12 protein-coding genes are annotated in these 12,887 nt (G+C 69.1%); 6 read left to right on the top strand and 6 right to left on the bottom strand.

Annotated elements, in window-relative coordinates; genetic code table 11:
• The first annotated feature begins 83 nt into the window (after positions 1 to 83).
• Positions 84 to 2,420, top strand: coding sequence for a ribonuclease R family protein (locus tag K8P63_RS11440; protein ID WP_223796162.1), 2,337 nt, complete (start codon positions 84 to 86; stop codon positions 2,418 to 2,420).
• Positions 2,421 to 2,423: 3 nt separating this feature from the next.
• Here K8P63_RS11440 and pabB read toward each other — a convergent pair whose 3' ends face one another.
• From pabB to K8P63_RS11425, 3 genes are all read right to left on the bottom strand, one after another.
• A complete protein-coding gene (gene pabB, locus K8P63_RS11435; protein ID WP_223796161.1) occupies positions 2,424 to 4,169 on the bottom strand; it encodes an aminodeoxychorismate synthase component I in 1,746 nt (581 codons plus the stop codon).
• Positions 4,170 to 4,217: 48 nt separating this feature from the next.
• A complete protein-coding gene (locus K8P63_RS11430) occupies positions 4,218 to 4,934 on the bottom strand; it encodes an FkbM family methyltransferase (RefSeq protein ID WP_223796160.1) in 717 nt (238 codons plus the stop codon).
• A 103-nt stretch (positions 4,935 to 5,037) separates the two neighbouring features.
• Positions 5,038 to 5,970 (bottom strand): LysR family transcriptional regulator, encoded by a 933-nt coding sequence (locus tag K8P63_RS11425; protein ID WP_223796159.1) that lies wholly within the window; start codon positions 5,968 to 5,970, stop codon positions 5,038 to 5,040.
• A 94-nt stretch (positions 5,971 to 6,064) separates the two neighbouring features.
• Between K8P63_RS11425 and K8P63_RS11420 the strand changes: the two genes are divergently transcribed.
• On the top strand, positions 6,065 to 6,940 hold the full coding sequence (locus K8P63_RS11420) for an aldo/keto reductase family oxidoreductase (RefSeq protein ID WP_223796158.1): 876 nt from the start codon (positions 6,065 to 6,067) through the stop codon (positions 6,938 to 6,940).
• A 10-nt stretch (positions 6,941 to 6,950) separates the two neighbouring features.
• Here the strand turns inward: K8P63_RS11420 and pyrF are convergent, their stop codons facing one another.
• Both pyrF and K8P63_RS11410 read right to left on the bottom strand, forming a co-directional pair.
• A complete protein-coding gene (gene pyrF / locus K8P63_RS11415) occupies positions 6,951 to 7,625 on the bottom strand; it encodes an orotidine-5'-phosphate decarboxylase (RefSeq protein WP_223796157.1) in 675 nt (224 codons plus the stop codon).
• Positions 7,625 to 7,939, bottom strand: coding sequence for a hypothetical protein (locus K8P63_RS11410; protein ID WP_223796156.1), 315 nt, complete (start codon positions 7,937 to 7,939; stop codon positions 7,625 to 7,627). The genes pyrF and K8P63_RS11410 overlap by 1 nt, the downstream gene beginning before the upstream one ends.
• A 115-nt stretch (positions 7,940 to 8,054) precedes the next feature.
• Between K8P63_RS11410 and radA the strand changes: the two genes are divergently transcribed.
• The gene (gene radA / locus K8P63_RS11405) at positions 8,055 to 9,425 is read left to right on the top strand and encodes a DNA repair protein RadA (protein ID WP_223796155.1); all 1,371 of its coding nucleotides are present in this window, start codon (positions 8,055 to 8,057) and stop codon (positions 9,423 to 9,425) included.
• A gap of 31 nt (positions 9,426 to 9,456) precedes the next feature.
• Here radA and K8P63_RS11400 read toward each other — a convergent pair whose 3' ends face one another.
• Complete coding sequence (locus K8P63_RS11400; protein ID WP_223796154.1) at positions 9,457 to 9,861, bottom strand: hypothetical protein; 405 nt, start codon at positions 9,859 to 9,861, stop codon at positions 9,457 to 9,459.
• A gap of 105 nt (positions 9,862 to 9,966) precedes the next feature.
• Here K8P63_RS11400 and K8P63_RS11395 point away from each other — a divergent pair, with 105 nt between their 5' ends.
• The 3 genes from K8P63_RS11395 to K8P63_RS11385 all read left to right on the top strand — a co-directional run bounded on the left by K8P63_RS11395 (position 9,967) and on the right by K8P63_RS11385 (position 12,844).
• Positions 9,967 to 10,509 carry a CvpA family protein gene (locus tag K8P63_RS11395; protein WP_223799807.1) on the top strand — a complete coding sequence of 181 codons (543 nt, stop codon included), beginning with the start codon at positions 9,967 to 9,969 and terminating at the stop codon, positions 10,507 to 10,509.
• Positions 10,510 to 10,540: 31 nt separating this feature from the next.
• Complete coding sequence (locus K8P63_RS11390) at positions 10,541 to 10,993, top strand: iron-sulfur cluster assembly scaffold protein (RefSeq protein WP_223796153.1); 453 nt, start codon at positions 10,541 to 10,543, stop codon at positions 10,991 to 10,993.
• A gap of 93 nt (positions 10,994 to 11,086) precedes the next feature.
• Positions 11,087 to 12,844 carry a cation:proton antiporter domain-containing protein gene (locus K8P63_RS11385; protein WP_223796152.1) on the top strand — a complete coding sequence of 586 codons (1,758 nt, stop codon included), beginning with the start codon at positions 11,087 to 11,089 and terminating at the stop codon, positions 12,842 to 12,844.
• Positions 12,845 to 12,887 lie beyond the last annotated feature (43 nt).

Here is a 12,887-nt window from a genome sequence, read left to right as displayed (position 1 = left end):
CGCGCGCGGTCCTCCCAACCGCCTGAGCCATGGGGTTACAGCATGTTGTGCGCCGCGTCTCCCGTCACCGACCGGCAAAGAGCATGGCGCAGGCGGCTCGCCGCGTCTATCTCGGGGCGATGCCTCGCCCCGCCGCTCACGGTCTGCCCACGCGCGACCAGATTCTCGACTTCATCACCAAGAGCGATGCGCCCGCGGGCAAGCGCGAGATTGCGCGTGCCTTCGGGCTGCACGGCGCGGACAAGGTGGCGCTGAAGGCGTTGCTGAAGGACATGGCCGACGAGGGGCTGATCGACAGCGCCCCCGGCCGCGCCTTCCACAAGATGGGCGGCGTGCCGAAGGTGACGGTGATGCGTATCGTCGATGTCGACGAGGACGGCCAGGCGTTCGCGGTGCCCGAAAGCTGGCATGGCGACGCCCCCGCGCCGCGGCTCCGCGTGATGGAGCGCGGCCGGCGGGAACCGCTCGGGCCCGGTGACCGCATCCTCGCGCGCACCGAGGAGGCAGGGCGCGGCCATGTCGCGCATCCGCTGAAGCGGCTCGCGCGCAACGCCGAACTGGTGCTGGGCGTGCTCCATGCCGAGGGCGATCGGCTGTGGCTGAAGCCGGTCGACAAGCGCGAGCGCCGCGAGCTGCCGGTGTCCGACGCCGGCGAGGCGCAGGCGGGCGACCTCGTGCTGGCCGAGAAGGCCGGCCGGCCGCCGCGCATCACCGCCAAGGTGACCGAGCGGCTGGGCGAGCCGTTTGCGCCGCGCAGCTTCAGCCTGATCGCGATCCACAAGTTCGGCATCCCCGACCGCTTTGCCGCCGAGACGCTGGCCGAGGCCGAGCGGATGGCGAAGCAGCCGCTAGGCGAGGGGCGCGAGGATCTGCGCCATCTGCCGATCGTCGCGATCGATCCGATCGACGCGCGCGATCATGACGATGCGGTGTGGGCCGCGCCCGACGATGATCCGGCCAATCCGGGCGGGTTCAAGGCGATCGTCGCCATCGCCGACGTCGGTTTCTACGTCCGCCCCGGCTCCGAGCTCGACCGCGAGGCGCGCAAGCGCGGCAACAGCGTCTATTTCCCCGATCGCGTCGTGCCGATGCTGCCGGAGACATTGTCGGCCGACATCTGCTCGCTGAAGGAAGGCGTCGATCGCGCGGCGATGGCGTGCCACCTCACCATTGCGGCGGACGGCAAGCTGACCGGCTGGCGCTTCACCCGCGCGGTGGTGCGGATCGCGGCGACCATCCCCTATGAGGAAGCGCAGGCGGCGATCGATCGCGCGAGCCCCTCGTCATCCCAGCGAACGCCGGGATCTCCCGAGGTAGAGAACCCGGCAGGAGATCGCGGCTTCCGCTGGGATGAAGGGCTGGTCGAAACCGCGCTCAAGCCGCTCTGGGCGTGCTGGGCGGCGTTGGCGAAGGCGCGCGATGCGCGCGCGCCGCTCGACCTCGACCTGCCCGAGCGGCGCGTGGTGCTGGACGAGAAAGGCCGCATCCTCTCGGTCGCTCCGCGCGAGCGGCTCGATGCGCACCGGTTGATCGAAGATTACATGATCGCGGCCAACGTCGCCGCCGCCAAGGCGCTTGAGGCGAAGAAGGCGCAGGTCATGTACCGCGTCCACGAGCCGCCGAGCCGCGAGAAACTGGTCGCGCTGAAGGAGTATCTCAAGACGTTCGGTGTCGAGTTCGCGCTGGGGCAGGTGGTGCGCCCGGCGACGTTCAACCATCTGCTCGAACGGATCGGCGAATCGGATTTCCGCCCGCAGATCATGGAGCAGGTGCTGCGCACGCAGACGCAGGCTTATTACGGGCCGGGCAATCAGGGCCATTTCGGGCTGGCGCTGGGCAGCTACGCCCATTTCACCAGCCCGATCCGCCGCTATGCCGATCTGCTGGTGCACCGCTCGCTGGCGGGGGCGTATCGGCTCGATCCGGCGGCGGATGCGACCCGTCTGTCGGAAAGCGACGCGGCCGACCTGTCGCGCGTGGGCGAACTGATCTCGGCGGCCGAACGGCGGGCGATGGAGGCTGAGCGCGAGACGATCGACCGCTACGTCGCCGCCTATCTCTCGGCGCATGTCGGCGAGGTGGTCGATACGCGCATCACCGGCGTGAAATCGTTCGGATTCTTCGCCACCGTGGTCGGCCTCGGCGGCGACGGGCTCGTGCCGGTGTCGACCCTGGGGGCGGAGCATTTCCGCTACGACGAGGGATCGCAGGCGCTGGAAGGCGAGACGAGCGGCGAGCGCTACACGCCCGGCATGCTGCTCAAGCTGCGGCTGGCGGAGGCCGACCCGATCGGCGGCGCACTGCGGTTCGAGCTGCCCGAGGGAGCGAGCCACATGCCGCTCCGTCGCGGAACACGCGATCGGCGCCCGGTCGGTCGTCGTGGTCGGCCGGCCAACATCCGCCACAAGGGCCGGCGCTAGGCGTCAGGCGAGCCGCGCCGGCAGCAGGCCGCGCACGGCATTGCCGACGTAGAAGCCGTCGCGCAGATCGTCGGCGGTGAGATCGGCCTCGATCGCCTCGCCCTGTTCGAGCAGACGCGCGCGCAGGATGCCGGGCAGCAGGCCGCGTGCTGCGGGCGGGGTGAGCAGCAGGCTGTCGCGGCGCACGAACAGATTGGTGAAGCTGCCCTCGGTCAACAGTCCGTCGCGGCGTGCGAACGCGACTTCGAACGTGCCAGCCGCCTTGCGCGCGTCATCGTAGAACAGGCGATCGTCGGTCTTGTGCGCGAGCCGGAAGTCGGACGGGTCCACCGGCAGCGCGACGATCCTGACATCGACCTCACCCGACGGAGGTGGCGGCAGCGCCGTCGATCCGACCTCGATCGCACCGCCGAAGGACAGGTGCAGGCGCACGCGCCGCCCCTCGGTGACGGCGGCGAGGTGCGCGTTCAGCGCCGCCACGATCCGTGACGGATCGAACGGCAGGCCGAGCAGGTCGGCGCTTCCCTGCATGCGGGCGAGATGCCGGTCGCGATCCACGATGCCTCGACCGGGCTCGAATCGCATCGTCTCGATCAAGCCGATCGGGCGCTGGCCGGCGGTCACGAACGCGCTCTTGGCGAGGCATTCGCGCCATTCGCGCTCGGCGGTCGAGTCCGCGACCACCGCCGAGCCCAGCCCGAACTTTGCCTCCTGCGATCCTGCCGGCATCGCCAACGTCCGGATCGCGACGTTCAAGCTGGCCGCCCCGTCGGGTGCGAACATGCCGATCGCGCCGGTGTAGAGGTTGCGTGGGCCGGTCTCGACCTCTTCGATCACCTGCATCGCGCGGACCTTGGGCGCGCCGGTGATCGAGCCGCATGGAAACAATGCCTCGACCAGATCGATCGCGTCGCGGCCGGGCGCCAGCGTCGCCGCGACGTCGGATGTCATCTGCAGGATCGTCGGATAGCGCTCGACCGCGAACAGCGACGGCACCCGCACGCTGCCGGCCACCGCGACGCGCGACAGGTCGTTGCGCAGCAGATCGACGATCATCAGATTCTCGGCGCGCTCCTTCGGGTCGCCGGCGAGCGCCGCCGCATAAGCGTCGTCCTCGGCCGGCGTTCGCCCGCGCGGCGCTGTGCCCTTCATCGGGCGGGTCAGCACCCTCCTGCCGTCAGTGCGGACGAAGAGTTCGGGCGAGCAGGAGAGGATCCAGCGCGCGCCGTCGTGGATCAGCGCGCCCCAGCGCGCCTGCGCGGCCATACGCAGCCGGCGATAGGCGGCGCGCGGATCGCCGAGCAATGCCGCGCGGCCGCGCACGCTCAAATTCGCCTGATAGATGTCGCCGGCGGCGATATAGGCCTGCACCCGGGCGAAGGCGGCTTCGTAGGCCGCCCGATCGGGTTCGATCTTTGGCGGGCCGATCCACGCTCCGGCAGGGTCGGGCAGCATCTGGTCGAGCGCGTCCGGCGGCAGTGCAATCGCCCGATCGAAGATGCCGAACCAGAGCAGTGGGTCCGCTTCGCTCGCCGCCGCCCGAGGCTCGAACGCATTGCCGGCGGCATAGCCGATCCAGCCCGCGGCATGGCGACCGCCGCGCGTTTCGGCGCGGATTCGCTGCAAAGCAGGCCCGATTTCGTCGCTGCGATGCACGGTGATGATCGCCACCGGATCACGAAACAGCGTCTGCCGGCCGCCCGCGCCCTGATCGTCGATGAGGACGAACGGGGCGTCGTGCGGGATCATCGCCGGCCTATGCCCGACGCCCTCCCGCCGCGCAATCGAGCCCGTCGGTCAGGCGCGGCGCGTCATCAGCGCATCATATTCGAGGATGCTGCCGCGCTCGGTGCGGCTGACGACGAACAGGTCGAGCAGCTCGAACCCCGCATCCTCATAGCAGGCGAGCGCATCGGTATAATGCGGCATACCGACATAGAGCGGCTCGACCGACAGCTCCGACTGGAGCAGGCGGATCCCCGGATGATTGCTCGCCCCGGCGAACACGCGCAGATCATAGCCTTGCGTGTCCATCTTCAGGAAGATGCGCGCGTCGCTGCCGATCCCCTCGGCATCCAGCACCTCCGCCACCGTCCGCACCGGCACCTCGGTCACCGCCGATGGCGCACCGTGGAGGAAGGTGAGGGCCGAGCTCAGCACTGTCTCCGGCCCGGTGCGGATCACGTTGAAGACGATCGTGCCGGCCGCTTCGCCCAAAGCGCAGTTGAAGCCGCGCCAGCCGGGATCGCCCGTTGTCTGCGCCTCCAGATGGGCGAAGGTGGCTGCGTCGGGCTCGAACGACAGGATCGTGCCGCGATAGCCGAGCATGCGCAGATGGCGAGCGTAGAAGCCGCGATTGGCGCCGACATCCAGCACGACGTCGATCCCGTGGCGCTTGATCTCGTCGATCGTGCGGGATTGCTGATGGACGTCCTGCAGGCGTCGGCTGCGCGGCAGCCTCGCCCCCATTGCCAGCGCCATATAGCCCGCGCGCACCGCGATCGATCCGGCCATGCATCCCCCCATCGCTGGCAGGCGGGCACCCCCGTGTTCCGCCTCCTGCAGCAACGAGGTAACATTAGTTGAAATACTCGCCCGCTGCGAGTCAAGAATATGCCTATATCTCCGACGGATGGTCTTGGCGCACGCCTGCGTTCGGCTGTCTGATGAAGTCGAGGAAGGCACGGAGCGGCGGCGGCACCAGACGGCGCCCGGGATAATAGAGGAACGGGCCCGAAAAGGGCTGCCACCACTCCTTCAAGACCGGCATCAGCGCCCCGCTTTCGAGATGCGGCCGCAGCCAATCCTCGAACAGGTGAACGATGCCGGTCCCGGCGATGGCGGCATCGACCACCAGATCGGCCGCGCCGCCGATCCGCACGATCAACTGCCCACTCGGCTCGACCCGCACGATCTCGCCCGCGCGCTCATATTCCCACGGGCTCGTCAGCGCGCCGCTGGTGAAGCGACCGAGGATGCAGGCGTGGTCGAGCAGATCGCGCGGATGCTGCGGCGTGCCGCGCGCGGCGAGGTAGCCGGGGGCTGCAGCGGTGGCGAAACATTGGACGCGCGGGCCGATCGGCACCGCGATCATGTCCTGCTCCAGCCGTTCGTCATAGCGAATGCCAGCGTCGCACCCCGCCTCGATCATGTCGACGAAGCTGTCGTCGACGATCACCTCCAGCTTGATGTCGGGATAGGTGGCGAGGAAGGGGGGCACGATCGCGGGCAGCACGAGCCGCGCGGCGCTGACAGGCACGTTGAGGCGGAGCGTGCCTGCCGGCCGATCGCGAAAGCCGTTCACGACCTCCAGCGCCGCGTCCACTTCGGCGAGCGCGGGCCCGAGCCGTTCGAGCAGACGCGCGCCTGCCTCGGTCGGCGTCACGCTGCGGGTGGTGCGGTGGAGCAGGCGGACGCCCAGCCGCGTCTCGAGCCGGCGCACGGCATCGCTCAATGCCGATGCGCTCGCGTCGCCGGTCCGCGCGGCGTCGCGGAAGCCTCGCGCACGGGCCACGGCGACGAAGGCATCGAGATCGCTCAATTCGGCCATTGTGCAATATTCCGTACAACCCGTGCAGATCATGCCCCGTTATCCAACAGGCGCTCAACACCCATTTGCGGCCGGCACTCAACAGGAGTTTCCGATGTCCAATCTCGATCAGGCCGGCACGTTCAACCTCGGCGACCGCGCGGTGAAACGACTCGGCTATGGCGCGATGCAGCTTGCTGGCCCCGGCGTATTCGGTCCGCCGAAGGATCGCAGCGAGGCGCTGGCGGTGCTTCGCGCCGCGGTGGAAAGCGGCGTCGATCACATCGACACCAGCGATTTCTATGGCCCGCACGTCGTCAACGAGATCATCCGCGAGGCGCTGGCGCCCTATGGCGACGATCTGACGATCGTCACCAAGATCGGCGCGAATCGCGGCCCGGACAAATCGTGGAACCCGGCCTTCTCGCGCGACGACCTGATCGGCGCGGTGCACGACAATCTCCGCAATCTCGGGCTCGACCAGCTGGCGGTGGTCAACCTGCGGCTGATGTTCGGTATTCACGGGCCGGCGGAGGGATCGCTCGAGGCACCGCTGACCGTGCTGGCGGAACTCCAGCAGCAGGGCCTCGTCCGCCATATCGGGCTCAGCAACGTCACGCCGACCCAGATCGCCGAAGGGCGGCGCATCGCCGAGATCGTGTGCGTGCAGAACCAGTATAATTTGGCCCATCGCGAGGATGATGCGCTGATCGACGAATTGGCGCGCGACGGCATCGCCTATGTGCCGTTTTTTCCACTCGGCGGCTTCACCCCGCTCCAGTCGGGCACTTTGTCGGCAGTGGCCGAGCGGCTGGGTGCGACGCCGATGCAGGTCGCGCTCGCGTGGCTGTTGCGGCGCGCGCCGAACATCCTGCTGATCCCCGGCACTTCGTCGCGCGCGCACCTGCACGAAAATCTCGCGGCGGCGGAGATCGACTTGTCGCCCGAGGTGATGCGCGAGCTGGACGGAATCGCCGGCAGCGCCGCCTGAGGCGCCTGCCTTAAAGCGTCGCCGCGATCGCGCGTGCGGCGGCATCGGGATCGGCCGCCTTGGTGATGGGGCGGCCGATCACGAGGATCGAGGCGCCATTGTCGAGCGCCTGGCGCGGCGTCATCACGCGTTTCTGGTCGGCCGTGCCCGCATCGACGGGGCGCACGCCCGGCACCACGAAGAAGCCGTCGCGCCAGCGCCGCCGCGCCGCCGCCACCTCGAACCCCGAACAGACGATGCCGTCGAGCCCCGCCTCGGCGCACAGATCGGTCAGCCGCTCGACCTGCGCGTGCGTATCGCCGGTGATGCCAGTGGCGGCGAGATCGCTGCCGTCGAGACTGGTCAGCACCGTTACGCCCACCACGCGGGTGCTCGGCGGCGCGGCCGCTTTCGCATCCTCGAGCATGGCGCGGCCGCCCGAGGCGTGGACGGTCAGGATCGACGGGGCGAGATGGTGCAGCGTCTGCACCGCGCTCGCGACGGTGTTCGGGATGTCGTGCAGCTTAAGATCGAGAAAGATCGGCAGGCCAAGCGCCGCCATCTCGCGCACGCCGTGATGTCCATGCGCACAGAAGAATTCGAGCCCGAGCTTGAGCCCGCCGACATGATCGCGCACGCGCCCGGCGAGCGCCACCGCGCGCGCAAGATCGGGCGTGTCGATCGCCACATAGACCCGGCTCGTCATCAGTCGGCCCGCGCCGGCGTGATGCCGGGTTCGGCGGTCGTATCCACCGGATTGTAGATGGCCGGCGGTACCGGCTCGATCGAAAGCGGAACGGCAGCCGGGCTGCGCCGCTGGTCGCGCCAGCGCATCGCCTTGTGCCAGATCAGCAACGGCAGGAACCCGGCGAGGAAGGCGATCAGCAGCAGCACCGGCAGCTTCACGTCCGCCTTCAGATCACCGAACAGACTGACCGTCACCGGCACCCAATTGTGGAACGAGAACACCACCACCACCACGGTGACCGCGATCCAGAAAAGGGTACGCAGGAAGCCCATGCGCGCCTGATTAGGCGGGATCGCGCGCGCGCGCCAGCACTCCCGTTACGCAGGCGGTTGTATGGTCGCTCCAACGGGGCTATGTTCCTGCTTCGTTCAACGCCGGAGGATCAGCTTGGCACGCGTCCAGCGCCGATATGCCTGTCAGCTTTGCGGGAGCGTCGCGAGCAAATGGCAGGGGCAATGCGTCGATTGCGGCGAGTGGAACACCTTGGTCGAGGAGGCCGGCGGCGTGGTGACCCCGTTCGCCGCGAAGCACGATCTGCGCGCGGGCGGCCGCGCGATCACGCTGTCGGGGCTCGATGCGGACGTCGCGCTGCCGCCGCGCCTCGCGACCGGCATCGCCGAGCTCGATCGCGCGCTGGGCGGCGGGCTGGTCGCGGGTTCGGCGACCTTGATCGGCGGCGATCCGGGCATCGGCAAGTCGACCCTGCTGCTGCAGGCTGCCGCGCGACTGGCGAGCGCGGGCACCCGCGTCGCTTACATTTCGGGCGAGGAGGCGGCGGATCAGGTGCGGCTGCGCGCGCGCCGCATGGGGCTCGGCCACGCGCCGGTCCAGCTTGCCACCGCCACCTCGGTGCGCGACATCCTCACCACGCTGGACACGGGTGCGCCGCCGGCCTTGCTCATCATCGATTCGATCCAGACGATGCATTCCGACCTGATCGATGGCGCGCCGGGCACGGTCAGCCAGGTGCGCGCTTCGGCACAGGAACTGATCCGCTACGCCAAGGAACGCGGCACCGCTTTGGTACTGGTCGGCCACGTCACCAAGGACGGCACAATCGCCGGCCCGCGTGTGCTGGAGCATATGGTCGATACCGTGATGGCGTTCGAGGGCGAACGCAGCCATCAATATCGCATCCTGCGCGCCGTGAAGAACCGCTTCGGCGGCACCGACGAGATCGGCGTGTTCGCGATGGCGACGCAGGGCCTGGAGGAGGTCGCCAACCCCTCGGCCTTGTTCCTCACCCAGCGCGGCGAGGCGATCAGCGGGGCGATCGTCTTTCCGGCGATGGAGGGAACGCGGCCGGTGCTGGTCGAAATCCAGGCGCTGGTGGTGCGGCTGGCGAGCGGGGCGACGCCGCGCCGCGCGGTGGTCGGCTGGGACAGCGGGCGACTGGCGATGATCCTCGCGGTGCTGGAGGCACGCTGCGGGCTCAGCTTCTCGACCTGCGAGGTGTATCTCAACGTCTCGGGCGGCTATCGCATCGCCGATCCGGGTGCCGATCTGGCCGTGGCAGCAGCTTTGGTCTCGGCGCTGGCGGAGCGGCCGCTGTCGGCCGACGCGGTCGCATTCGGCGAGGTCGCGCTGTCGGGCGAAGTGCGCGGCGTGGCGCATGGCGCGTTGCGGCTGAAGGAAGCGGCCAAGCTCGGCTTCGGCCGCGCGCTGCTGCCCGCTGCGATGCGCGAGGATGGCGGCGCACTCACGCTCAACGGCTTCACGACCGTAGGCGCGCTGGTCGATCACCTGCTGGGCCGCTGATTGCCACGGTGGCCCGGCGCGGCGTCTACGATCAATTGATCGGCGGCAGGCAGACCATCATCTCGCTCACCACTTCGGAATTGGCCCGATATTCGGCGACGAACGCGTCCCAGCCAGCGTCATGCTGGTTCTGCGGCACGTTGTGGGCGTGAAGGTGCAGCGTCATCACCTGATCCGACGCGACATGCGGCCCCTGCGGACCGGGGACCAGCACCGGCGCGATCACCTGGCGATCGGCGGTGAAGCCGTGATCGGCATACCATTTGCTGTGATCGGCCACCGCTTTTGCGAGGCCGGCCATCGAGCCGCCCGGCTTGATCTTGCTGATGCGCAGCAGCGCGGGGTCACCGGTCGGGCAGACGTTGTTTTGCGCGGCGACGGGCGCGGCGACGGCGATGGTCGCCAGAATGGCAAAACACAATGGCGTGCGAGGCATGATCCTTGCTCCTCTCCTGATGCGGCGACGTTACTTCGCCGCTATGACAAAGCCGCGTCTGCCGCGCTCGACCATAAGCCGGCTGCAAGCTAGACGCATGCCATGCTGACCGCGCTCGATATCTTCGTTCTGCTCCTGATCGGCGGGGGTGCCGTGCTCGGCCTGGTGCGCGGCTTCGTGACCGAGATATTATCGCTGTTCGCATGGGGCGCGGCGATGTTCGCGCTGAAGCTGCTTCACACGCCGGCCACGCATGCGCTGACCGGCTTCACCCACAGCGAGGGCGGCGCGGCGGTGCTCGCCTTCCTGCTGGTGTTCGGCGTCACCTTCTTTCTCGGCAAGATGATCGCTGCATCGCTCGGGCGACGCACGCGTCAGTCGGTGCTGGGGCCGGTGGATCGACTGCTCGGGCTGGGCTTCGGTGGTCTCAAGGGGCTGCTGGTGGCGACCGTGCTCTTCCTCGGCATCAATCTCGCCTACGATACCGTATTCGGCGGCACCTCGGCGCGGCCGCAATGGCTGCGCACCGCGCGCACCTATCCGTTACTGAATGCGAGCGGGCGCGCGGTGGTCGATTTCGTCCACCGTCGCCGCGGCGATCCGGTGCCGCAGTCCGGCTTCGGCAACGAAAGCGCCCCGGCGGGCTGACGCGGGCGCCACGGCTTCCTAGATAAGGCGCATGACGGCGGCGCTCTACAATCCGACTATCCTGCGGCTCGCGACGAGCATCCCCCATCACCAGCGCCTCGATGAAGCCCAGGGCTCGTCCGAGCGCCGGTCGCCGGTGTGCGGCAGCCGCATCACCGTCGACGTCGCGATGGACGATGCCGGTCGCGTGACGGCGCTGGGGCAGGAGGTGCGCGCCTGCGCGCTCGGCCAGGCCTCGGCCGCGTTGATGGGCGCGCATGCCATCGGCCGCGACCGCGCCGAGCTGGAAGCCGCGCGCGATGCGCTCGCCGCCTTCCTCGCCGGCACGCGCGACGATCCCGGCGATTGGCCGGGGCTCGAAATCTTCGCGCCCGCGCGCGCCCACAGCGCGCGCCATGCCTCGATCCGGCTTGCATTCGAGGCGGTGACGGAAGCGGCGGCGCGAGCGGAGGCCGTTGCGGGCCAGCAAAGCAGCGCGGTCTAGCGGCTCGACCTTCCGCCGTCGGCTCGGTACAGCCGCACGCATGCGCGACGATCACGACGAACGCCGCTTCGCCCGCCCGGCGGAGCAAGGCGCATGACCGGCACCCTGCTCAGCGCAGGCGTGGTGATGCTGGGCGCGGCGCTCGGCTGCGTGCTGCTGTTTCGCAAGTTCGGGCTGGGCGCCACGCTCGGCTATATCGTCGCCGGTGCGCTTATCGGTCCGCAGGCGCTGGGGCTGGTCGACGGCGCCGAATCGAAGCTTGGCATCGCCGATCTCGGTATCACATTGCTGCTGTTCATCGTCGGGCTGGAACTCAACCTCACCCGGCTGTGGCGGCTGCGGCGCGACATCTTCGGCTTCGGCCTCGTCCAGGTCGTGATCTGCGGTCTCGCGCTCGGCGGCGTGGTATGGCTGGTCGGATTCTCGCCGGCGGCGGCGCTGGCGCTGGGCCTGCCGCTGGCATTGTCCTCGACCGCGCAGGTGCTGCCGATGCTGCGTTCGGCCGGCCGGCTCAACACCCCGTTCGGCGAGCGCGCTTTCTCGATCTTGCTGTTCCAGGATCTGTCGATCGTGCCGCTCATCACGATCGTCGCCGCACTGAGCCGCGCGCCGGCCGATCCGGGTGCACCGCCCGGCTGGCTGCTCGGCCTCTACACGATCGGCGCCGTCGTCGGGCTGGTGGTCGCCGGCCGCTATCTGCTCAACCCCTTGTTCCGCCTGATCGGCGGCATGGGCGAGCGCGAATTGTTCGTCGCGGCCGGGCTGTTCACCGTGGTCGCGGCGGCGGCGGTGATGGAGAGCCTGCACCTGTCGACCGCGCTCGGTGCGTTCGTCGCCGGCGTGATGTTGGCGGATTCGCCCTACCGGCACGAGCTGGAGGTGGACGTCGAGCCGTTCCGCACCGTGCTGCTCGGCCTGTTCTTCATCGCGATCGGCATGAAGCTCGACCTTCATGCGATCGAGGCGCGGCCGATTTTCGTGCTCGGCCTCGCGGTAGCGGTGGTGGCGGTGAAGGCGTTCCTGATCTTCCTGATCGCGCTCCTGTTCGGGGTCGAGCGGCGACCGGCGCTCGCGCTCGGCCTGCTGCTCAGCCAGGGCGGCGAGTTCGGCTTCGTGCTGTTCGGCCAGGCGGCAGCGGCGCAACTCGTCCAGCCGCAGGCGGCAAGCCTGCTCGGCGCGGTGGTGACCTTGTCGATGGCGACCACGCCGTTCCTGATGATGGTCGCGCGTCGCTTCAACCGCGCCGCGATCACGCCGATGCGCGAGGATCTGGAGGGGCCGGATCATGCCGATCACGCCGCGGCGATCGTCGTCGGCTATGGGCGCTTCGGGCAGACGATCGTGCAGATGCTGCTCGCCGCCGACATTCCGGTGACGGTGATCGACAGCGATGCCGAGATGATCGACACCGCGGCGCGGTTCGGCGTCAAGGTCTTCTACGGCGACGGCACGCGGCTGGAATTGCTGCAGCAGGCCGGCGGCGACGAGGCGCGCGCGATCATCTTCGCGATGGACAAGGACCAGCTCGACCGCGACGAGCTCGAGACGGCGCTCAAGGCATTCCGTCAGGCCGCGATTTTCGTGCGCGCTTATGATCGGCGCACGCTCATCAGCTATCGCGGGCTCGATACGGCGATGGTGATCCGGGAATTGTTCGAGAGCGCGGTGGTGATGGGCCGCAGGGTGCTGGCGACGCTGGGCGTCGCCGAGGATCAGGTCGCGAAGATCGAGCGTCGCTATCGCGCGCGCGACAAGGAGCGGCTGCTCGTCCAGGCCGAAAAGGGCATCTTCTCGCCCGAGGCGATCGCCGCGTCGCGCGCGCCACTGGCGCTGGGTGAGCCCGAGCTGTGAGCCGTGCCATATTGCTGCGCGTCGCCGCCTGCTCGGGCGCGCT

This window comes from Sphingomonas nostoxanthinifaciens (genome assembly GCF_019930585.1).
GTDB classification, from domain to species: Bacteria; Pseudomonadota; Alphaproteobacteria; order Sphingomonadales; family Sphingomonadaceae; genus Sphingomonas_I; species Sphingomonas_I nostoxanthinifaciens.
The sequence above is the reverse complement of the archived record's forward strand: the minus strand, read 5'-3'. Positions and strand labels throughout refer to the sequence as shown.